At 54.8% G+C, this 22722-nt stretch carries 15 protein-coding genes; 6 read left to right on the forward strand and 9 right to left on the reverse strand.

Annotated features, from left to right (window positions below; genetic code table 11):
- Positions 1-62 precede the first annotated feature (62 nt).
- Complete coding sequence (locus tag SACSAC_RS08825; RefSeq protein WP_037285401.1) at positions 63-1313, reverse strand: DUF2207 domain-containing protein; 1251 nt, start codon at positions 1311-1313, stop codon at positions 63-65.
- 268 nt (positions 1314-1581) lie between these two features.
- On the opposite strand from SACSAC_RS08825, the gene SACSAC_RS08830 reads away from it, so the two are divergent.
- On the forward strand, positions 1582-3978 hold the full coding sequence (locus SACSAC_RS08830; protein ID WP_037285403.1) for a UvrD-helicase domain-containing protein: 2397 nt from the start codon (positions 1582-1584) through the stop codon (positions 3976-3978).
- A 147-nt stretch (positions 3979-4125) separates the two neighbouring features.
- On the opposite strand, the gene bshB2 is transcribed toward SACSAC_RS08830, so the two are convergent.
- From bshB2 to SACSAC_RS08860, 6 genes are all read right to left on the reverse strand, one after another.
- The gene (gene bshB2, locus SACSAC_RS08835; protein WP_037285405.1) at positions 4126-4797 is read right to left on the reverse strand and encodes a bacillithiol biosynthesis deacetylase BshB2; all 672 of its coding nucleotides are present in this window, start codon (positions 4795-4797) and stop codon (positions 4126-4128) included.
- A gap of 68 nt (positions 4798-4865) precedes the next feature.
- The gene (locus SACSAC_RS08840) at positions 4866-5210 is read right to left on the reverse strand and encodes a YojF family protein (RefSeq protein ID WP_037285407.1); all 345 of its coding nucleotides are present in this window, start codon (positions 5208-5210) and stop codon (positions 4866-4868) included.
- 440 nt (positions 5211-5650) lie between these two features.
- Positions 5651-6199: a hypothetical protein gene (locus SACSAC_RS08845; RefSeq protein WP_037285409.1), complete on the reverse strand. Its 549-nt coding sequence runs from the start codon at positions 6197-6199 to the stop codon at positions 5651-5653.
- A 132-nt stretch (positions 6200-6331) separates the two neighbouring features.
- The gene (locus tag SACSAC_RS08850) at positions 6332-8209 is read right to left on the reverse strand and encodes a methyl-accepting chemotaxis protein (protein WP_037285411.1); all 1878 of its coding nucleotides are present in this window, start codon (positions 8207-8209) and stop codon (positions 6332-6334) included.
- Between the two features lie 281 nt (positions 8210-8490).
- The gene (locus tag SACSAC_RS08855; RefSeq protein ID WP_051506992.1) at positions 8491-11181 is read right to left on the reverse strand and encodes a copper amine oxidase N-terminal domain-containing protein; all 2691 of its coding nucleotides are present in this window, start codon (positions 11179-11181) and stop codon (positions 8491-8493) included.
- A gap of 285 nt (positions 11182-11466) precedes the next feature.
- Entirely contained in the window at positions 11467-12708 is a 1242-nt protein-coding gene (locus SACSAC_RS08860; RefSeq protein WP_037285414.1) for a DUF445 domain-containing protein, read from the reverse strand.
- A 156-nt stretch (positions 12709-12864) separates the two neighbouring features.
- Here SACSAC_RS08860 and SACSAC_RS08865 point away from each other — a divergent pair, with 156 nt between their 5' ends.
- From SACSAC_RS08865 to SACSAC_RS08880, 4 genes are all read left to right on the forward strand, one after another.
- A complete protein-coding gene (locus SACSAC_RS08865) occupies positions 12865-13575 on the forward strand; it encodes a hypothetical protein (protein ID WP_037285416.1) in 711 nt (236 codons plus the stop codon).
- A 179-nt stretch (positions 13576-13754) separates the two neighbouring features.
- Positions 13755-14300, forward strand: a complete 546-nt coding sequence (locus SACSAC_RS08870; RefSeq protein ID WP_037285418.1) for a hypothetical protein — start codon at positions 13755-13757, stop codon at positions 14298-14300.
- A 482-nt stretch (positions 14301-14782) separates the two neighbouring features.
- On the forward strand, positions 14783-15220 hold the full coding sequence (locus SACSAC_RS08875) for a MarR family winged helix-turn-helix transcriptional regulator (RefSeq protein WP_037285420.1): 438 nt from the start codon (positions 14783-14785) through the stop codon (positions 15218-15220).
- Between the two features lie 257 nt (positions 15221-15477).
- On the forward strand, positions 15478-17019 hold the full coding sequence (locus SACSAC_RS08880) for an HD domain-containing phosphohydrolase (protein ID WP_037285422.1): 1542 nt from the start codon (positions 15478-15480) through the stop codon (positions 17017-17019).
- A 79-nt stretch (positions 17020-17098) separates the two neighbouring features.
- On the opposite strand, the gene SACSAC_RS08885 is transcribed toward SACSAC_RS08880, so the two are convergent.
- On the reverse strand, positions 17099-17653 hold the full coding sequence (locus SACSAC_RS08885; protein WP_037285424.1) for a TetR/AcrR family transcriptional regulator: 555 nt from the start codon (positions 17651-17653) through the stop codon (positions 17099-17101).
- Positions 17654-17796: 143 nt separating this feature from the next.
- A complete protein-coding gene (locus tag SACSAC_RS08890; protein ID WP_051506993.1) occupies positions 17797-20454 on the reverse strand; it encodes a YhgE/Pip domain-containing protein in 2658 nt (885 codons plus the stop codon).
- Between the two features lie 514 nt (positions 20455-20968).
- Here SACSAC_RS08890 and SACSAC_RS26985 point away from each other — a divergent pair.
- Positions 20969-22561 (forward strand): ATP-binding protein, encoded by a 1593-nt coding sequence (locus SACSAC_RS26985; protein WP_051506994.1) that lies wholly within the window; start codon positions 20969-20971, stop codon positions 22559-22561.
- The last annotated feature ends 161 nt before the right edge of the window (positions 22562-22722 follow it).

Raw genomic sequence — 22722 nt, forward strand, 5'->3', positions numbered from 1 at the left:
AAAAAAGCTGTCCCGAAGCCGGATCGCGGCATCGGGGCAGCTTTTTCGTAAAAGCGGGAGGTCTATGAATGTTGCCGCGCCGAATTTCGGCGCAGAAGACGGTCTTTGCGTTTGTTTTGCGGAACGATAATTATCAAATCGGACCATTGGTAAGGATGCATCAGCTCGCCGAAGTCGTTCGCTCCGCCGGCTTGCTCCGTCATCAGCGCCAACAGCGGGTACTGCCGATCGTCCGGCGCTCCGTAACGGTCGCTGCCGCGAAACGGATAAGCGAATCGTTGAAGTACGTCCAGCGCGATCGCCGTTTGCAAAGCCTGTTCCATGCGGGCCGCGCCGTCGTTGCCGGAAGCCGCCGCCCGCTCGGACCAGGAATGACTTGTCCGGCGCCAACGGCGAACCGACAGCCACAGATCCCGGGCCGCGGGCCGGACGGCGAACGCCGGCAGCAGCAGCCTCACGGGAACGGCGTACAAGAAGGCTATTCCCAACGCCGCCACCCCTTCCGGATCCGGATAGAATACGACGCTGACGGCAGCCGAAGCAAACAACGCCGCTAACGCGAACAGCGTTCGGGAGCGCACGCGCACGCAGGCAGCGGCAGCGAAAACGACGGTCAGCACGTTCCAAACCAAAGCGTCGGAGTTTGTTTCTCCGGCGGCCGCATAAAGGCCGATCCCGCTTCCCGCAAAGCAAATCGCGAATCCCCATACGAACAACCGAAGCGGGATCGACCGCCGAACCGTTTGTTCGATGCCGTCCCTTTTTGCGACTTCCGCGAACCAAGCCCGAAACTCCCGGTTCAACCTCCGCTTTTTCTTCCGGTACAGCGCCCGCTCCGCAAGCCCGTCCTGAGGGCCTGCCGGTCCGGCGATCGCGTCCAACCGAAATTTCCTGCCGCTGCCGTAATCGTCAAAAAGCCGGTCTTTCAGCAGTCTTTCGTCTTCGGTCAACCAGGCATGCGGATCTTCGAACCGGAACTCGAACGTCAAGTTGGGAGCGTCTTCGGCCTGAATGTAACGAGGCTTGGCCGGTACTCTCCGCATCGAGAGTACGCCACGACGCACCAGCGACAGCAGTCCGACGGTGGTATGTCGGCGCTTCAGGCGGCTTTTGCGATAGACGTAGGCCAGCAGCAGCGGATCCAGCGCCTCCACTTCCTCGTCGGACAAACTTCCTTTTTTCGATAAAGAAACCGCAAAAACCGCGATGCGCAGCACGGCGACGACGAGCAGCAGCCCCAACAGCCCCGCGCCGAGCGCAGGCGCCCAATGACCTTGGGCCAAGGTCGTCTGAGATATGCCCAAAAGCTTCATTTCGATCACTCCTATCTGGTACAGAGTACTAGCTTTTTTATACGCCGAAAAGTCCGAGTCGTCTCATTTGCATAAAAATGCCGGGAAAACAACCGATTCCTTTGACGCTTCCGAAGAGGACATGATACATTTATAAAATCGGAATTTTGACGGAAGCGGATGCCGCAGCGAAGAAAAAAACGCTGCGGGCAAGAGTATTTTTAGCCGCCAAGCGAAGCGATTCGCAAACGCAGGCGCTGGCGAGCGTACAGATTGAGGGGATCGAGCAGTGGAAAAATCGACATCGGGATTTGAAAACAAACCGTTCGGCGCATCCTCGGCCCGGGTGCCCAGAGCGGAAATCGCAAAAGCCCATGCAGAGCGGGGACATTCGGCTAAAAGAGCCGGCGGACAACAAGGAGAGCTGGACGCCGCTTATTTTCATCGACTGGAGCAATCCGGTATTCGCCTGAACGCCGCGCAGATGGCTGCGGTGCGCTGCACGGAAGGCCCGCTGCTCACCTTGGCCGGGGCGGGCTCGGGCAAAACGAGCACGCTCGTCTGCCGAACCGGCTATCTGCTGGATGTTCGCGGAGTAGAGCCGTCCGGCATTCTGCTGCTGACCTTTTCCAGCAAAGCCGCGGCCGAGATGCGCGAGCGGATCGCCGGACTGCCGGGAATCAGCGAATATGATGCCGGACGCATCCAAGCACGCACTTTCCACTCCTTCTGCCTCTGGCTGTTGTTCAGTCAGGGCATGCAAAAGGAGATTTTCGGCGATACGCGCAGGCAGCATATTCAGCTTCAGCAAATCATGCGCGAATTGAGCCTTCAAGACGCTTACCCGCCGGAAAACCTGCTCGCCCTGCTCTCCTCCTACAAAGTCAATCTGATGACCGCCGAGCAGCTTCCGGAAAGCAGCGAAGCCGACCGCCAGATGAAACGGATCCTGCTTCGTTACGAGTCTTGGAAACAAGAACACGACCGCATCGACTTCGACGACGTTCTCACCAACGCGCACGCGCTATTGAAAGAACGGCCCGAACTGCTGGAGCGGCTGCGCCGCCGTTTCTCGCATCTGATGATCGACGAATTCCAAGACACGAACCTGCTGCAATACGAGGTGGTCAAAATGATCGCCGCCCCGCGCAACAATCTGATGGTCGTCGGCGATGACGATCAGACCATCTATTCGTTCAACGGCGCGCGCAGCGAATTCATTCTCGAATTCGAAAAGCTGTATCCGAAAGCCCGCGTCATCACGCTCGATATCAATTACCGCTCCGTGCCGTCCATCGTCGGATTGGGCAACGAGGTGATTCGGCACAATAAAATGCGGCGCGACAAAACGCTGCGAGCTGCTCATAACGGAGCCGTGCTGCCTGCCTATATGCGGCCGGATTCGGCCGACGACGAGGCGGGACAAGTCATCGCCTTCATCCAACGCGAAGTGAACGCCGGGCGCCGCGAGTACGGCGATTTCGCCATTCTCTACCGCTCGTCGAGCACCAACCGCGCCGTGCTGGAACAGCTCGTCATGAAAGACATTCCGCATATCGACTACGGCGACGGGCGCCTGCTGTACGAGCATTGGCTGGTCAAGCCCGTATTGGACCATATGCGTTTGTCCATCAACCGCCGCGATTTCGACGCCATGGCGAGCGTGCTGCCGACCTTATATATCGCAAGGGATAAAGGCCTGACCCATATCCAGACCACGGACGCGGCGCGTCCCAAAAAAGGACCGCTCGTCCATCTGCTGACGCTGCCCGGCTTGAAGGACTTCCAGCTCGAAAAGATCCGCCAGCGCCTGGAAATGATCCGCTCACTCAAAGGCCTTGTCCCTGCCGCCGCGATCACCCAGATCCGCAAGAGTTTCTACGACGCCTACATCCAAGCCGGCGAGCATAGCGAACAGACCTCGCACCGCGAAATGCTCAAGGAAATGCTCGACGAACTGGAAACGTCCGCCGGACGCTTCGATTCCATCGTCTCCTTCCTGGCTTTCGTCGACGACATGCTGCTGCGCAACCAACAGACCGCCGCCGTGAAGTCGCAAGCTCAGGGCAACCGCGTGGCCCTGATGACCATTCACAAGTCCAAAGGCCTGGAGTTCCCGGCCGTCTTCCTGATCGGCGCTTCCGAAGGCACGCTGCCGCATTCCTCGGCGCTCGGAGCCGATTCGCTGCGCGACACCCGCGTCGGCTTGGAGGGCGAAGCCAGCTATACCGAAGCGCTCGAAGAAGAACGCAGACTCGCCTACGTCGCCGTCACCCGCGCCAAAGAGCAGCTATTCGTCAGCTCCCCGGCTTTGCAGCGCGGCAAAAAAGCCGCCGTCTCGCGCTTCCTCCTGTCCGCGTTCGGCCAGGACACCACGGCTTCGGACGCCGCGGCGCGCGCCGAACACGGCAACCGCCGAAGCGTCCCGGACCCGACCCGCTTCGGCAAAGTCCGCACCGGACGTTACGGCAGTTCGAACGCTTCTTCGAACGCGGGAAGCTCGCCGTCCGGCGGCTCGGCAGCGGCCGCCGGACGGACGCAAAGCGTCCCCGTCTGGATGTGCACCGCCGGCTCCTGCGTCGCTTGGACCCGCATCATGCACAGCAAAGACATGGCCGCCGCGCACAAGCCGTGTCCGTTATGCGGCTCACCTATGAAAAAAGGCCGCAAAGACGTCCCGGTTTGATAGTAATCCTTAATCCGACACCGCAGCGAATACGGAGCTTGCATGCCCCGCATACGCCGACCAAGCAACGGCATGCCTTTGCATGCCTCATCGACTCGCGACAAAAAAGGAGATCCAAGCCGTATCACGGCCCGGATCTCCTTTTTGTTATTTTTTCGGATGCGTATCGAACTTATACGTCCAGAACTTCTCGCTGGCAAAACGTTCCCGGATCGTCGGATGGTTCGCAGGCAGGCCTTCGAATACGGGATCGGTATGAAACTGTGATTTATGCGCCTTGATCGATCCGATCTTTTGTTCCAGGAACAAAGTGATGTCGACATGAACATCGGCCGGACCGAGTGCACGCTCATGGCCTTTTGCAAAAGCGACCACATGCACTTTCGGGCGATCCTTGGGCTTCATCGCTTCGACGACGCGCACCACGGCGGCACCGCAGGCGTCATGATCGGGATGAACGCTGTACTCGGGATGGAAAGTGAGAATCAGCGACGGATTCAGTTCCTCGATCAGCTCGCGCAGCTTGCCGTCGAGCAGCTCGCGATCTTCGAATTCGATCATTTTGTCGTGAAAGCCCAATGTGCGGACATCCGTGATACCGATCGCCGCGCACGAAGCCTCAAGCTCGCCGCGGCGCACGGTCGGCAAAGTCACGCGATTCGCGAACGGCGGATTGCCAAGGTTGCGGCCGAGCTGGCCCATGGTCAAGCAGGCATACGTGACCGGCGTGCCGTTATGCAAGTGATAAGCGGCTGTACCGGATACGGTATAAGATTCATCGTCGGGATGGGGAAAAACAATCAAAACATGACGTTCCACGGGTATACCCGCTCCTTTCCTGATGCGGTGCAAGCCGCCTTGTTGGAAATCATTGAATACGTAAAGATTTAAAAAGGCTCGGGGCTCAGCATCAGGCTGACGACCAGTTTGCCGTCATTATCGTTACCGGCAAGAATGGCTCTTTCCGGCTCGGTTTCTTCGTAATGAGTCAGTCCTTCGGCATAGATCCAGCCTTCGGGCATTTTCAGGCCGACCCGGTACGGGCCGACACCGGAGATCGAACCATTCGAGTAGCTGACTTTGACGTTGCGGATCAGGTTCGAAGCGACGAGCTTCGACCGATCTTTCTCGAATGTATAGGCGCCGTTGGTCAGCTCAAGATGCAGATAAAGCTCTTGGTTTTTCAGCTTGTCGAGCAGCTCTTGAACGGCTTGCGGTTGAATCGGCAGCATCGGAGTCTTCCCTTCGGTTTAAGATTTACTAAAAGTAACTTTAATTATAGTACAGGATGTCGATCGGGACAATGAAGAGGAGGTTTTGAGCAGGCGAAAAAGAAGGAATAGCTTCTTGGGCGACGCAGTTTGTCGCAGGAAGGTCCTGTTCGGTAGGGCAACGCAGGGCTACGGGGAAAATTCCAGCATATGCTTCCGAAGTGCATTTCTTCGAAATGTTTCACAAAACGATTCTTCACCGTAACGTGTCCTTGACAGCTGTTGACTCAAAATAGAAAACAAGCCGCATCTCCGATATCGTGGGATTCTCGAAATCTACACGAAAAAGAGAGCGGCTTGCTTTCTAGATTTTAAATCAATATCTATTTTAAAAATCCTATTTTATTTTCAACCTAATTCTCTTCTAAACAAAGCAGCGAATCCGACTCAATAATCCATATTCAATCAATTGTATAAATCAACCAATTATTATCAGTATCCTTGCGTATCGCGTAAAGCATTCTGAGATCTTCAATCTTATCTAAAGAAGTATCCAATCGCTGACCTAAAACAATAATCAGAAACTGGTTTTGAACAGAGGAATCTTTTTCGAAACTTTCAATATTGGTAAACTTATATTTGAACTTGCCGTCTAAATACCAACTCATATCATTAGCAAGTTTTTCGTTAGCAAATCCCGATTGATATAAGGCAGAATCATGCGTGACAAGTGCATTTAAATTGTTTTCAAGTGCACGAAGAGCTGGAACGTCTTCCTCTTCTAATTGTGACTCAAACATTTTCAAGTCGACTGTTGTTCCGGATTTGAAGTTCCTATCGGTTTTCTTATTCTCTTCGACTTGATCCGCAGCTTCTTGCGAAGTTTTAGCACTTATAGTTGACAAGTCTTGCTGCATATTTGATTGACTTGATACATCTGTATTTTCACTACAAGCTGCAAGCAAAGCTAAACAAACAATAAATAATGATACCGTGAAGGTTTTTCTCATTGATACACCACCTTTTGTAAGTTATACATGCAGACGACTCAAAATATCTTTAAGTTTCGCTGAAATTAAAAAAGGAGAATCCAAGTAGGATTCTCCCAGATTATTGACAAAAGCGATTGGGAATAAAGGAAGCTAGGAATTCGGGTCCGAATCGCTGACTTTCGCTCTGCCTCCGGCGGCGGAGGTCTTGGAGTCGATGACGAAGTCCTGAGCGGCATCGGTAGACGACGGCGTCGGAAGTTCAGCAGCGACGGGCGCCAAGCTTGCGGGTATGGAAGCAGACGCTTCATCGACTTTGAAACGACTGATCATATGCTCTAAATCGGCCGACATGCTCTCCAGCTCGGCGGCCGAGTTTTTCATGCGATCAATCGCGGTCAGTTGGCCGCCGGCGGCTTCCTCGATACCGACAAAGTGCTCGGAGGTGATGCGGGATGCTTTTTCCATCAACTCGGCAGCGGCTGTCGCTTGTTGCGCTCCCGCCGCAGTCTGTTCGGAAACGGCCGAGATTTCCTGCAACTGCTCGGCGATCCGCTCTACGGAAGCCAGGATACCGCTGAAAGAATCGCCGGTGCGTTTGACCACGCCTGCCGCTTCGTCGATCTTGCCTGCTTGAACGCGAACGCCCTCGACGGCTTCGTGCGTTTCGCCGATGATTCCGGTGACGATCACGGCTACGTCCGAAGCGGACTTGGCGGTCTGCTCGGCCAGCTTGCGAACTTCGTCCGCCACGACGGCGAAGCCGCGGCCGTGTTCGCCGGCTCTTGCCGCTTCGATCGAAGCATTGAGCGCAAGCAGGTTCGTCTGCGACGAAATGGACTGAATCTCGCCCACGATCTCGCCGATTCGGCTGGAATGCTCATTCAAGCGTTCTACGCGAGATTTCGTTTCGTCCGAGGAAGCCTGCACCGCTTCCATCTGACCCAACGCGCCGACGACGAACTCTCCGCCGTTTTTCGCGGTCTCCGAAGCTTCCTGAGCCGCTCCTGCCACCACATTAAGCGCGTCGGCAATATGCTGGATGCCCCCCCTGACCTCGCCCAGAGCCCTGGAGTTTTCTTCGCTTAGGCGAGCCTGCTCCCTCATGCGTTCGCCGGCTTCCCCCAGATGGGAAGCCATCTGTTCGCTGGCTGCCGCCCATTCTTCAGCGCTGCCCGACAAAGCTTCGGCCGAGCGACGCGTATCCCGAGTTCCCGAGCGCACGCCGAGAATCATGCCGCTCATCGCGTCCAGCATGGAACGGAACGCCTTGGACAAGCGGCCGATCTCATCTTTGCGCGCATCGGTAATCTCCAACGTCAGGTCGCCTGCTTCCACGCCGCGCATCTCGCCGGTCAGCTTACGCAGCGGCGCGACGATCATGCGCGAAACAAGATAGAGAACAAGCAAAGAGAGAGCCAGGACGATCCCGCCGATCAGCAGGGCCTGATTGCGGTTATGATCCATTTGCGCCTGAATGGACGTCGCGTCGAAATCGGCACCCAGCACGCCGAGAATCCTGCCGTCCGCGTCTTTGATCGGCACGTAGGAAGTGAGCGTCGTGCCGTAATCGTCCTCCGTCGTCAAGCTGCCGATTTGCGCTTCCCCGGTCGCGAAGGCAGCTTCAAGCTCCGGATTAATTTCTTCCTCCACAGCTCCGAGCGCGGACATTTCTTCCGCGGCCGCATCTGCTGGAGCGCCGTCAACCGCATAGAAATACTGCGGGTTCCCGTCGTTGTCGCGCATGTTCATCGTATACAGATATTTTAGACGATTGGCTTCGCGAAGTTCGTTCAGCGTTTTGCGCAGTTGAAAATAATACGCGGTAGCGCCGCTATCGGGCGTGATCTTGCCATAAGCGTCAGTATCGATCTCTCTAGTCGCATATTCCGCTATGCTCTCCGCCTGTTCGCCTACCGACTCGACGAGGAGACGGGATGAAGACCTGTACATGCTGTAACCCAATACGACTTCCGACGCGATAATCAAAACAGAAAAAACCAACATGATCTTCAACTGCAAACTTTTCAACTTGCTTCGCCTCGCAATCCTGAACTTGAACGCCGAAGAGGAGAGCCCTCTTTCTATCTTGATAAGTTTAGGCGATCGGCTTATGCGTTTCAATCAATTTTTGGGATAAAAATCTTACATTTCGCATATTTTTTTGTTTTTTCTTTAAAATCAAGTCGACTTTATTGACATCCTCTAAGCACTTAAACCCGAATATCTACTCAAAAAAAGCCGCGCTCTTTAAAAGAGCGCGGCTTTTGATTCTCTTTGAAAAACAATAACGGTATCCCGCCCGACAATGATTAGTTGTTGAGCGTAAAGTCGTTGGAAGCCGGAGACAGCGCATTGGCCGTCGCTTGTTGGCCGTTCGAGAGCGACAGCACGTATGCCCGGTACTGCGTATTGGCTTGCAAAGCGTTGCCGTAAATATCCGTGTCTCCGCTGTTCAGGCTGAACGAAGCCGAACCGTTCGAAGACTTGGAGTAAACCTCCGAAGCATTGTTCGCGACAGAAGCCGTAAAGTTCGGAACATCGGAAGTGCGTACCAGCAGGACGCGGTAACCCGTGATACCGGAGGCATTGGCCGGCGGCGCGAAGTTGACCGTCACGGTCGGGCCGTTCGTCGTTACGCCTACGGAAGCTACCGGCTGAACCGCCGCTTCGCTGAGCGAAATTTCGGCCGAACCGTTCGACAGCGAATTGCTTCCGCTGCCCGATACGGTCAAGACGTAGATGCGGTATTTGCCGCCTGTCGTGATTGCGTTGCCGAAGACGTCACGGCTGTTGGCATCGAACGACTGGCGAATTTGACCCGTTCCCGCTTTCGAGACCGTTACGTAATTCGAAGTCGCGTTGGCGTCGGCCAGCGAATAAGAGCCGGAACGATCCGAAGGCACGGCCAGCAGACGGTACTCGGAAACGTTCTCTTCGTTCGAAGAACGCGTGAACGTCGCTTCGATATCGCTCGCGTTGCCTCTTGCGCCGCTTACCGTAGCCGCTACGTTGCTGGCGCCGGATACGCCCGAGTTGCTCGACAGCGACACCGCGTTCGATACGCCCGACAGCGCGTAGTTCGAGTTATTGTTGGAAGAACTTGTCGAGCCTACCGACAGCACGAACACGCGGTAGCTGACTCCGCTGCGGATCGGCTCACCGTTCACGTCGCGCGTCGAAGCGCTCAGGAACTGGCTTTGATTCGCTCCGGTTTTCGATACGGCCGTATAGTTTGCGGACGGCACGTTGATTGCCGAAGACAGGTTGAAGCTGCCCGCGCTGCCCGATTTCACGACCAGGATACGGTACTGCGACAAGCTGCTTTCGTCGGAAGCGCGACCGAACGTGACGAGCAGGTCGCGTCCGTCCCCGTTGTCGCCGGCGTCGCTAAGCGACGGCGTGGATGCCGCGCCCACGCTGTAGTTGCCCGACAGCGTGATCGCTTGCGAAGCATTCGACAGCACGTTCGTGCTCGAAGAAGTGCCGGAACCGACGGTCAATACGTACACGCGGTAAGGAACGCCGTTGCGGATCGCGTCGCCGTCCGTATCGCGTGCTCCGTTCGTCAGCGATTGCGCGATGTTCGAACCGGTTTTGTTGATCGTCGTGTAGTTCGCGCTGGATACGCCGTTCGCCGTATTCACGTTGAACGAAGACGATTTGGAATCTTTGACGACCATGACCCGGTATTGGCTGACCAGCGATTCGTTGGTCGCCCGGTTGAAGTTTACGCGAAGGTCGCGTCCGTCGCCGTAGTCGCTCACGTCGCTTGCCGACACGGCAGTAGCCGACACGTCGGATCCGGCCGTCGCCAACGTCACCGAAGACGAAGGAGCCGACAGCGTGTTGTTCGACGCTACGTTGCTCGTGCTGGTCGCAAGAACGAATACGGTATAAGGAACGCCGTTTTGGATCAGATCGCCCGCGGTATCGCGAGACTGCGCGTTCAGCGTCACGCTAGGCGCGGCGGCACCTTTCGCGACCGTCGTCGAGTTTTGCGCGTTCACTCCGTTAGCCGCATTCAGGTTGAACGAAGCCGCGTCTCTCGTTTTCACGACAAAGACTTTGTAACCCGACACGCGGGATTCGTCTTGAGCTTTCGCGAACGATACCGTGAGGTCGCGTCCGTCTCCGTAATCCGCCGTATCCGTCGCTTTGACCGCAGTCGGGGTAACCGATCCGGCCGACGTGCCGCTCAACGTTACGGCCGCCGAAGGAGAAGACAGAACCGTTTCGCCCGTCGCATAGCGGTTGCCTACCGCAAGCACGAAGATTTGGTACGATTGGCCGGAAGCCAAAGCTTGACCGTCCGAATCTTTTGCCTGCGCGCTGAGCGAGATGGATTGGTTCGATCCGGTCGGAAGCGCGGTCGTGTAGCTCGAGTTCCATGCTTTGGAAGCATTGAACGCGGAAGCGCTGCCCGACTTGACGGCGTATACGCGGTAATGGTCCACGTAGGATTCATCCGCCGATTTGGCGAAGTTCACTTGAATGTCGCGGCCGTCTCCGTACTGCCCCAAGCTGCGAGCCGTTACGGAAGAAGGCGCTTGAAGATCTTTGGTCGTGGTGATCTGAACGCTTTTGCTCGCCGCGTTCCATCGCACCTCTTGTCCGAGCGACTCGCCGATGAATCTGAGCGGCACGACCGTGTTGCCTTTGATCGCGCGGGCCGGCACGTCGAGCGTCACCGATTGGCCGTTGACCGTCGCCGCTTTGGAACCGATCTTCAACATCACGGTATTGCTGCCTTTGTATGCCGTGATCGTTTGGGTCTTTTGATTCCATACGACTCTGGCGTTAAGTTCCTCGAAAATGCCGCGCAGCGGTACCAACGTGGTGTTGCTCTGAATGACCGGGGCTTGGCGGGTCACCAATTCTACCCCGTCGACGTAAATTTTAATATTCGTTGCCGCGTCTGCCGAATAGGGGAGGGCCGCAGGCATAAGAAGCGCTCCGGCAAGCAAAGCCGCACTGATTTTTTTCATGTTCTTCTTTTTCATGATCTTAAATTCTCCTTTCCGAAACCTTCGGTTGGATTTTGAAATATTTTGAAGTTCATTGGGAAACCTATTTCTCTATACTCCTAATATTTGACGCATGAAACATGAAAAAGGTTGCTTTCGTCTCCGAATTTTTCCCAAAGCAATTGGTAAAGCGTCATCTAAACGCACGTCGTTCAAGGGTTTATTACGAAAATAAATTATAAAAAAAGCTTGACGATACGCCGGATTTCGCGTTCGAAAAGCTTCTTCGACATCTTTTTTTCGATAAAATTGTTCTAATCTTCAGATCAGTTGTATCAGCGACAATACGACACCGACCAAGAATCCGCAGACCGCGCCGTTCACGCGAATCCATTGCAAATCCTGTCCGATTTTTTCCTCCAACAATTCCACGAGCTGCTTGTCGTCCATCCGGTCCACGTTGTCCCGAACCAGTTGGCCGATCCGATAGTGGTTTTGCTCGGCGATCTGAACGATGGCGCCTCGCGTCTTGTCTTCCCACATCTGGATACGCTCCGGCTCCGACGCCATGTTCCGCATCACGGCAGCATACAAGCGAAATACGATCCGGCCGCCTTTGGCACGCTCTTCGGCCGTCTTTGCGAGCGCAAATTCCCGCATTTTCTCCAGATTGTTCAGAATGAATGCCTCCGTCGCCTGTTCATGCAGCACCTCGAGCACCTGCCCGCGTACGTACTCCAGTTTCTCTTCGTCTCCGGCGGCTTCGAACAACTTCACGCGTACCTCGCGCAAAATCGCCAGCCGCTGTTCGCCGTAAGGGTCCAGCAAAGAATCCACGCCTGCCACCAGCATGGTCTGGATCATCGAACCGAGCTTGTCCTCGTTGACCATCCCCGCAAACGCCTGAAAAGCAAATCCGGTAAACCCGCCGACTTTGGCATTCGAGAGCTGGTTCATCGCCAATGCGCCCATCGTATCTTTCGTTTCCGGCCGCTGCGCCCAGGCTTTGGCTTCGTTCAGCGCGTAATCGAACAACTTGATCTCGTAACCGTCGTTCAGCACCTTGGTCAGCGCGCGATCCGCCAGACCTGCCGCGTCGACGCCGCGAATATAATTTGCCGCCGCGTCGCGTACCGGCTCCACCGCCTTTTCGAGCGGAAGCTTCGCAATCGTCTCTGCCGCGAAGTCCAGCACCTGTTGACGCGTACGCTTGCGGGCAACCACGCGGGTCAGCATTTGCGCAGCCGCTTGAATCAGGTTCAGCTTGCGCAGCTGTTCCGTGATACTTTCTTTGTTGAGCAGTTGCGTTTCCATGGCAGAAACCAACGAGTCCACGATCCGCCCTTTATTTTTCAGCAACAAGGACGTATGCGGAATTCGAAGTCCGAGCGGATGCCGGAACAGCGCGGTGACCGCGAACCAGTCCGCCAATCCGCCGACCAAACCGGCTTCGAAGCCTCCGATCAACAGGAAGGTCCAGTTATTCTCGGGTAAAAACAGACATCCCACAAACCCCGCGGCCATCACGATAAGTGAGATTCCGGCCAAATTTCTCGATCCCACGTTCATCTCCCCTTGCTTCAATGTAAAAAAACGTCACACTTTCTTCTTCATTTTAGTACAGCACCTGATTGAAACGCAAAAAACAGCTGTAAATCAGTAGTAGGAAAGTCCGGCGTCCCCATGCAGCGGGTCACGGCGAAAGGATGGGAGACTCAGATGGACAATATCGTATTCATTACCTTCAAACAGGAAAAGCCGCTTCTAAACGTGCTGGATCGTTTCAATGAAAACCCGATCACCGATGATTACTCCGTGATGCAGGCTGCCGTATTGCGCAAGATATCGGGTAAAATCGTACGCGAACGCAGCTGCGATTTCGGCGAAGACGAGGCCGGAACCCGACATTTGACGAATGATCTGATCGATTCGATCGTCTCGGTCATGTCCGGTCCGATCGGCAATTTGATCGGCGGCTATACCGGACCGCTGCTGGATGCCGAACTCAACGCCAGACAGATCGTGGAGGACTCCGGCATGCTCGAAGCCATCGCGGCCAAGCTCAACGAGAACGAATGGGCGCTGCTTGCTCTGGTCCGCGAACACAACGAAATCAGCCTCAGCAGCCGACTCAACACGCTCGGTGCCAGCGCCGCCGTACGCAAGGATGCCGCCCTAGTCGCTTATGAGGTGATGAACGCGCGTGCGATTCGCGGCGAATGGGAGGAACGTAACGGGGCTTTCGATATTGAAGCGGCAGACGATGCCTTGAAAGAAAGCATTCGAGCCGAACTGCGCGAGCGTGCCAAGCGCAATTCTTTCGAGCAGGAACAATCTATTCGCGACCGCCTGAGCGGCGACTTTGATTACTTGCAAAACAAAACCGTCGCGCGCGAAGCGCAGAGCCGCACTCCTTCAGCCGACAGATAACAACAAGCTGCCGCATCCCTATCGGTCTTTAGGCTCAATTCGCTGCATCTTCCCCTGTCTAACGCTTCAAATCAAGCCCTTTTTCACGAATTTGTGGAAGCTTGGTTTATAATAGGCAACACGCGGCGGAACTAAAAAGCTGCTAATCGTTGCACATACATAGAGGAGGTTGTTTAATCATGAAAAAATGGTGGTCCTTGTCCCTCTCCCTCGCGCTGATCGGTTCCGCGGTCCTTCCGTTTTCCGCCTTTGCCGCAGAAACCGCGCCTTCCCAACAGCAACCTGCCGAAACAGCCCCTGCCGCGACGGAAGAGCTGACTCCGGCCATGGTCGCGGCGCTTGATTACTCCGACGCTCTTGAAGACATCATTCAATATGAAGACAAAGCCGCTGACGCTTTCAATTCGGTCGGCATGGTCTCCGCATCCAATCGTAAAGCCGTCTACTCCACGCTGAACAACGTCATCGTGCCGAACTACAGCAAATTTTATTACCATTTGAAACAAATCAAGCCGTCCAACAAAGAAATAACCAAGCTGCATAACTATTATTTGCAAGGTGCCGCACTTCAACTCGAAGGCATGCAGCTGATCAAAAAGTCGCTCTACGGCGCCAAAATCAACTGGACGACCTACAATCAAGGCCAGGCGAAACTGAAGTCCGGCAAAGCCAAAATCGACCTATTCATTAACGGCTTCGAAAAGTATATGGACAAACTCCAATAATGAAATGATTTCATGGGCAAATGATAAATGATTTTGTACTTGTATTTTATATTTCCCCTGTACCTTACAAAAACGGCAGCCGCCATTGCGGCCTGCCGTTTTTGTCGAGCAACTCCAACGTAGCCGGAAGCGAGAAGACGGAGAGAGAAATTCAGTGCAGGAGCGATAGCGTTCGCCTTTGAAATCGGGAAAATACAAATAAAACTTCAATCCTTTTTCCCGATTTCAACACGCGACCGAAACGAATTTCTCTCGCAGTCTTCTCGCTTCCCGCACCCGGTAAACTTTCTCGACGTTTCAGGCAGACCACAATCGCCTGCTTTTCCTCATCACCTCTTCAATTTTTGTCGAACTTTACCGAAATATAGCGATATACAGTGTTTTATCATCATTCTTGCGTATAATTTATTGCAATTATGTTGCTCGAAATATAAAATGCTAGGAGAATATGATTTTTTATTGAAGAAAGGATCGGTACTGCGATGGATCAACAACGCTTTACGCTTGATTCCCACCTCTGCTTCTCCCTATATGCCTGCTCACGGGCCATTTTCCGGATGTATCGGCCTTTGCTTGACGAGCTGAATTTGACGTATCCTCAATACTTGGTCCTTCTTGTACTGTGGGATCGTCAAGAGAGCAGCATCAAAGAATTGAGTCAAGTTCTCAGTCTAGATTCCGGTACGCTGACTCCCATGTTGAAGCGGATGGAAGCTTCGGGCTTGCTCGAACGCAGCCGGTCGCTGGAAGACGAACGCATCGTGACGGTGCGCATCACGGAAAAAGGTTTGGAGCTTCAAGATCGCGCCAGCTGCATCCCTGCTTCCCTGGTTGAATCCAGCGGTCTTGACATCAATCAGATCGATATGTTGAACGAAACGATTCGAACGCTGATGTCCAGCGTTGACAACTATCGTTAGCACCTTGTCGGCGCTAAAGGTATTGGCCGTACTCTGACAGTTTGAGCTTCGTGCGCGACACGCTATTCGAAGTCTGTCTTATGCAGCCGATCGTTCCCATGAACGATCGGCTTTTACTTTCCGGACTTCCGTTCGCACGGAAATCCATTTCATGTAATCACAGCGGCAATTCTATCCGATAACAAGAATGAACCCTGTTTTCGCCTCGGGTTTGATCGCGGCCCGAAGCAAAGTTTTTCAAGAAATGAGGAATCTCAATGACCGAATACCGGCGCTTCTTACGCCGGCTCGTGCGCAATTATATCATCGGGTCGGTACTGGCCGTTCTCTGCCTCGGAGGGGCCGTCATGTCGTCAGCGCTCAAGCTGCCGATTGGAGGGTTTAGTTATCTCTTCGTCGTGCTTTTCATCTCCTTCCTGTCCATGATGTCCATGGAACTGTTCACGTTCGCGAGACAGGTTCGACCGATCCGAGGACTTTTTTTGAAAGAAAAGCCTACGATTGACGACATCCGGAATGCCTATGTGCAGATCCACCGGCTCCCGTCCTTGTCGGTACTTCGCATTATGGGCCCGCATCTGCTGGGTTTGTCTATTCCGGCCATCTTGCTAACCCTGCTGTTCATGCATATCGGCTGGGTCGACCTGCCGGTCTATTACATCGGCATCGCCGCTTCGGGCGCTGTTCTGGTGGCGGGCATGCATGCTCTGATCGAATACTTTTTGACGGATCAGGCGATTCGTCCCCTGCTCAAATACGTGAGCGAAATGGGCGAACGCGAATACGGGATCAGCGTCTCCCTGGACGGCCGGGTCATCGTCTCGACGCAGCGCAAGTTCCAGCTCAGCGCGTTTTCGATCGGCACTTTTCCGTTGTTCTTTTTCGTTTTGGCTACTCAAATCCGCCTGAGCGTTACCGGTTCTCCCCTGATCCAAGATTACTGGCAGTGGGCCTCGCTCATTCTGGTATTCGGCATTCTGTTTTCGTCGTTCGGCGCATGGCTGCTCAGCCGCAGCGTCCGTCAACCGATCGGCAATTTGGAAAAGGCTCTCCGCGCCGTTCAGACCGGAGATCTCGAAGTACGCGCTTCCGACCTGTACTCCGATGAATTTTCCAGGCTTGTCGCCGGTTTTAACCACATGGTGCAGGGATTATCCCAGCGTCAACGCGTCAACGAACAATTGCTGCAAAGCTATTTCTCGACCTTGGCCGCCGCGCTCGATGCCCGGGATACGTACACCGCGGGTCACTCGCAGCGCGTCGCCGAATATTCGCTCCTGATCGGCCGCGGCGCAGGACTCGGACGCGAAGAACTTGACCTGCTGAACAAAAGCGCGCTGCTGCACGATATCGGCAAGATCGGCGTCCGCGACAGCGTGCTGCTCAAAGACGGCCGGCTGACCGACGAAGAGTTCGAGCAGATCAAGAAGCATCCGGCGCTCGGCGAGGAAATCCTGAAGCAGATCGAGCCTGTCGAGATGATGGCTCCCCTGCTGCCCGGCGTACGTTCGCACCACGAGCGCTATGACGGCCGAGGCTATCCCGACGGGCTTGCCGGAACCGACATTCCGAAGCTGGGCCGCATCATCGCCGTAGCCGACGCATTCGATGCCATGACGTCGGACCGTCCTTACCGCAGCGGCATGCCGCTGGAGAAGGCGATCTCGATCATCTCCGAAGGCAAAGGCACGCAGTGGGACCCTTATTACGCGCAAATCTTCGTCGACGCCTTTTACCAAGGAAAAGAAAAGCCAGAAACGCCGCCGTCGGAGCCGGAACGGTTCCGTGCGGAAGCCTGAGTTTCCCGCTGACGCATTCCGTCGAATCCAGACCTGCCTTTTCGTTATCCGTACAAAAAAACCGCGCCGGACGCCGCCCTCACAGGGCAAAAGCGTTCAGCGCGGTTTTGATTTGCTGCGGCGGCAGCGGTTCGTACAGATCGTCCCAGTCGTAAATCATCTGCAAATACGAACGGTAAACGAGAAAAGCGATCACTTTCGGCTCAAGCCGGAACGTCTCGCCGGATTCGATATGCCGCTTTACCAAAGCCTCGATATGAAAAACGATTCCTTCTTCCAACGCTTTGCGCATCTCCAACACGCCGTGCGCACCCGATTGCCGGGCTTCCCTGTAAATGCCGACCAGCAAACGGTGGCGGGACCGCAGCGCGATCATCGCGTCGAAGGTCCGGTCGATGTCTTCGCCGAACGGCTGCCCCGGCACGCAAACGCGATCGGATTCGGCCAGTAGTTCTTCCAGCAAATCCTCCACGATCGCCCGAAGCAAAGCCTCTTTATTTTCAAAACAATCATAAATCGAGCTTTTGCTCACGTGCGCGGCTTTGGCTATGCTCTCGATCGTCGTTCCCCGAAAGCCGAAGCGCTCGAAGCAGAGCATCGCGCCTTCGAGAATGCGACGTCGTTTCTTTTCCATCTTGGCCCCTCCTCTTTCTCTATCCCTCGCTTCTATCGTAATCGGTTTTCATGCAAAAAAGCTTCCCGGCAAAGCGATGTTCTCGCTCGCGGGAAGCTTTGTTCAACATATTGTCATATGCGTCGCGGCCGCCCGCGACGGCTTTACGCTTTGGCAGGCGCTTGATTCGGCACCATGCCTTCTTGTTCTTCTTCGATGCCCGTTTTAATTTTTTTGCTGCTGAACAAGAATACCGCCAGCGCAAGCAGGATGAACACGACGCCGAAGATCGCGACATGTCCGAGCTGCGCCCAGAAGTAACCCCAATCGTTGCCCAGCGATACCGCTTCGCGCAGGGCGCGAATGCCGTAGGTCGCAGGCAGGAACGGATTGATCGCCTGGAAGAAGTCCGGCGTCAATACTTTCGGGAACGTGCCCGCGCTGCCGCCGATCTGCATCAGCAGGATCAGGAAAGCGATGAATTGGCCGACCTTGCCGAGCGCCGCGAACAGGAAGAACAGCAGGGACAAGAATGTCAGACTGAGCGTGAACGTAATGGCGTAGAAGTGCCATAAGCTCTGCACTTGAAGTCCGACGAAGCCGATCAGCACCGCGTCCAGGATCGCCGATTGCAGAATCGCCATGAACAAGATGATGCTGAATTTGCTCCAGAACCATGCCAGTCCCGAGCGAGGCCGGATTTGCGGCGTTTTGAGCGGGTAGACCGACGAGAACATGAGCGCGCCCGCGAATAGGGCAATCGACATCATGTAAGGCGCCAAGCCTTCGCCGTACTCCGTCACGTCGTGTACGTCGGAATGCTGAAGCTCCGTCGGCTGCGCGAACATGTCGTACGTTTTGTCGTCCGAGCTGACGTCGCCGGCTTTTTCCACGCCGTCGGTCAGGGAGGTGTACAGTTCGTTCGTGCCGTCTTTCAGATCGCCGACGCCGTTGTTCAGCGTAACCGATCCGTCCGCCAATTGATCGGCTCCGTCTCTCAGCTCGCCTGTCGCGCTGCCGAGTTTGCCGATGCCGGTAACCAGTTGGCTGCCTCCGTCTTTCAATTGGCCGAGTCCGCTCACCAGGCTGCTCGAACCGGTTTGCAGTTTGTCCGCTCCGGAAACGAGGCTTTGCGAGCCGTCTTGCAGTTGACCTGCGCCGCTCACCAGACTGGAGGAACCGTCCTTCAATTGGTCGGCTCCGCTTACCAGGCCGGACGATCCGGCCTTCAATTGATCGGCTCCGCTCACCAGACTGCCTGCGCCGTCAGCCAACTTTTTCGAACCGGCTTCGGCTTCGCCGATCTTGGTTGCCAACGTGCCGAGGCCGTCCGTCACTTGTTTTTGTCCGTCGACCAGACTGGACGAGCCTTGCAGCAATTGATCTTGACCGGTTGCCAGTTGGCCCACCGCCGATTGAATCTGCTGCGCGCCTTCGTTGAGTTGCGCCACGCTCGAAGCCAATTGATCCAATTGGCCGAGCGACTGTTGCAGCCCCGAAGCAGAATCGCCGCCTGACGCCGTATCATTGCCGGAAGCCGAGGCTCCCGCCGCCATCATCGCCAGCAGCTTTTGCTTCTCCGCATCCGGAATAGTGGAGCTGCCTTGAATATACGCGGCCATCGCTTCCTGCTGCTCTTTGATCGAAGCCGCTTTTTGCTGAAGCTGCTGCTGCGCCGCTCCCAGACCGTCGACCGCCGCCGAAGCTTGCGTACCCAGCCCTTGAACCGCTTCGTTGAGCTGCGCCATGCCTGCCGTGAACGGCGTAAGCTGTTCTTGCAGTTGGTTCAGGCCGGCGCTCGATTGCCCCAGTCCCTGATTCAGCTGCTCGGCTCCGCTTTGAAGCTTCTGCGAACCGCCCGACAGCGTAGTCGCGCCGTCCTTTAACTGCGTCAGACCTTGATCGAGCTGCACGGCTCCGCTTTGCAGGCTGCCTGCTCCGCTTTGAAGCGTGCCCAGACCGTCATCGAGCTTCTGCGCTCCGGTCGACAAGGTACCGAGACCGTTATCCAACTTCTGCGCTCCGGCGGACAATGTGCCTAATCCGTCATTCAACTTGGCAGCACCGCCGGACAGCGTGCCCAGACCGTTATTTAACTGCACGGCGCCTGTCGTCGCACTGGCGATCCCGGTGCTGAGCGTGCCCGCGCCCGTTTTCAGATCGCCGACGCCTTCTTGGAAGGTGACGCTGTTCGCGGCCAACTTTTTGAGGTTATCGGCCAGCTTCTGCGAACCGTCCGCCAAATCGGCAGCGCCGTCGTCGAGCTTCTTGGCTCCGTCGTCCGCATCCTTCAATCCGTCCACCAATTCGGTCAGGCTTTTGAATACGGTCGTCGCGTACTCCTTCGTCACCTGCTCCGCGATCTCCTGATTGACTTCCTTGATCGCCGACTTGGCGATTTGCGCGGAAGAATAACCCATGCCGGAGTTGGTGTAATACTGAATATTCATCTTCTTGGGATCGTTGTTCAGCAAGGTCGAAGCATTTTCCGAAAAATTCTTCGGCAGCTCGATCACCATAATGTACTTCTCGTCATTCAGCCCGGTAAGAGCCTCTTGCTTGCCTGTCGTGACCCACTGGAACGAGTCGTTATCCTTCAGCCCCTCGACGAAATCCTTGCCGACGTCAAGTCGCTTGCCTTCATATTGCGTGCCTGCGTCTTCGTTAACGACAGCCACGGACAACCGGTCGGTATGACCGTAGGGATTCCAGTACGCCGAAAGGAAGAACAGACCGTACAGGCCCGGCACCAATAACATGGCGATCACGGTGAGCATGGTCATCCGATGCTTCAAAATACTTTTCCACTCTGATTTAAACATTTTCGACGTTAGGCTCCTTTCTTTAAACTGACCAGAAAAACATTTCGGTCATTCGGTACTGATGAGAAGTATATCACATTCGACATATAATTCAACATCTTTTTCATCCTTTTTCAAAAACTTTTCATTGGGGCGAAAAGGTCCTGTTCGTTATGGAAGCTGGGGGGCTGCAGGAGAAATTCGTTTCGGTCGCGTGTTGACTTCGGGAAGCACGATTAGAATTTTATAAGGAAGCTTCCCGAAGTCAAAGGCGAACGCTAGCGCTCCTTCACTGAATTTCTCCCTCCGCCTTATGCTTCGATTACGAGCAAAACCTTTTCGAAAGATGAACGTTTTCTCTTTCTTTTTATCGTAGGGGCGCAAGGCTTAATGTAGAATTTCTTTTACATTAATAAGTTATTTTTCATTTTTTTGAACAATTTCTATTAACGTTGCTTATTCATCTCTACTTTTCCTTCTGAACGGGTGCTATAATTGCCATATGTGGAAAGTCTGATAAACGAGGTGAGTTCCGTTGAACACGGAGACCGATCTGGAGCTAAAATATAAAGTGCTGACCGAACTGCTGCCGGGAATACTATCCAGCGAGACGCCTTCGCAGCTTCTTACGCATGTTTTCGGTTGCGTAAGCAAACATTTTAGCCTGGATCTTTTGTTGAATTATTGGGTGGAGGAGCGGTTTCCGTATCGGCTTCAATTGATCCATCATCGCGGCGTGACGATTGAGGAAGCGAATGCGTTGCTTTCTCTCGATCAAGGACAAACGATTTGTGGGGCCGCGATCAAGTCGATGCAGCCGTATATCTGCGAGCGTTTGCAGGAGACGAATGATTTTCATGGTCGCATTTTGCGACAAATGGGGTTGCAGCGTTATGTATGCTTCCCGATTATCGTGGTGGATGAAACGCGCCCGTTCGCGATCGGGTTCGGTTCGCGCACAAGAGACACTTTCGATCCGACGGAGCTTGAGGTGCTGCATCTGATGGCTTCGCATCTGGTACGGGCTTTTGAACGAATCGGCCGAATCGAAGAGCTGGAACGGCAGAATGCGGCTTTGGCCGAAACGAATCGGTTTCTTTCTTCTTCGGAAAACCGATTTGCCGCCATCTTCGCCGCGAGTCCGCATCCGATGCTGATTACCACGCTTGAGGACCGCGAGATTATCGAAGCGAATGACGCTTTTCTGCTGCTGCTCGGCATCACGCGCCTTCAAATGGACACGCAGTACGGCGAGCTGATTCGCGGCAATGAACTGATGCTTCAGATTCCCGAGCCGGACGAACACTCGACGGTTCCCGAAGGGATCAGCCGCGAAGTGACGTTTACGAACCATGCCGGGGACGAGAGGGCCTGCATTTTGCGCACCGTAAGGCTCGACTTTAACGGCGAGTTGCTGCTGCTCACGATGATTAGCGACCTGACGGAGCATAAGCAGTACGAGCACGAACTTCAGCGCCTGTCCCAGCTGCATCTGGTCGGCGAAGTCGCGGCAGGCATCGGGCACGAGGTTCGCAATCCGATGACGACGGTGCGCGGTTTCCTTCAACTGATGCTCATGCAGGGCAAAAACACACTCGAACCCGCCTATCTTCAGGTCATGATCGAGGAGCTGGACCGCGCCAATCAGATCATCACGGAATTCCTGTCGCTGGCCAAAGACCATATGGTCCAGCTCAAGCGCGAGAATCTGAATGATCTGATCCGCAAAATCCTGCCGCTGATCGAAGCCGATGCTTCCGTCACGGGCAAGATCATCACGACACATCTGACCGATGTCGAGTCGATCGAGATGGATAACAAGCAAATTACGCAGCTGATCCTTAATTTCATCCGCAACGCGCTCGAAGCCACCGGGGAAAACGGCTGGATTCAGCTCAAGACGTATATGCAGGACGGACGCGCCGTACTGGTCATCGAGGACAACGGTCCGGGCATCCCGGCCGACGTCGTCGAACAGATCTGGAAGCCGTTCTATACCACGAAAGAAAACGGCTCCGGTCTCGGCCTTGCCGTCTGCTTCAGCATCGCGAACAAGCACGGCGCTTCGATCGACTTGTCGACAGGCAAGGAAGGTACGGCGTTTTACGTGCGGTTCCGAACAACTTGATCATTCATTAGCCTACTACTCTGTATCACCTCAAATAGTAGGTTTACGTTTGGCCGAAACGCACATGGGTCTAGTGCGTTTCGGACGAGCGTAACCGTACCTTCATCTGATACAGAGTACTAGTTTTTACAACAAGCTGCGTTTGGCGATAACGAAACGGA

The sequence above is a fragment of the Saccharibacillus sacchari DSM 19268 genome (assembly GCF_000585395.1).
Lineage (GTDB): Bacteria > Bacillota > Bacilli > Paenibacillales > Paenibacillaceae > Saccharibacillus > Saccharibacillus sacchari.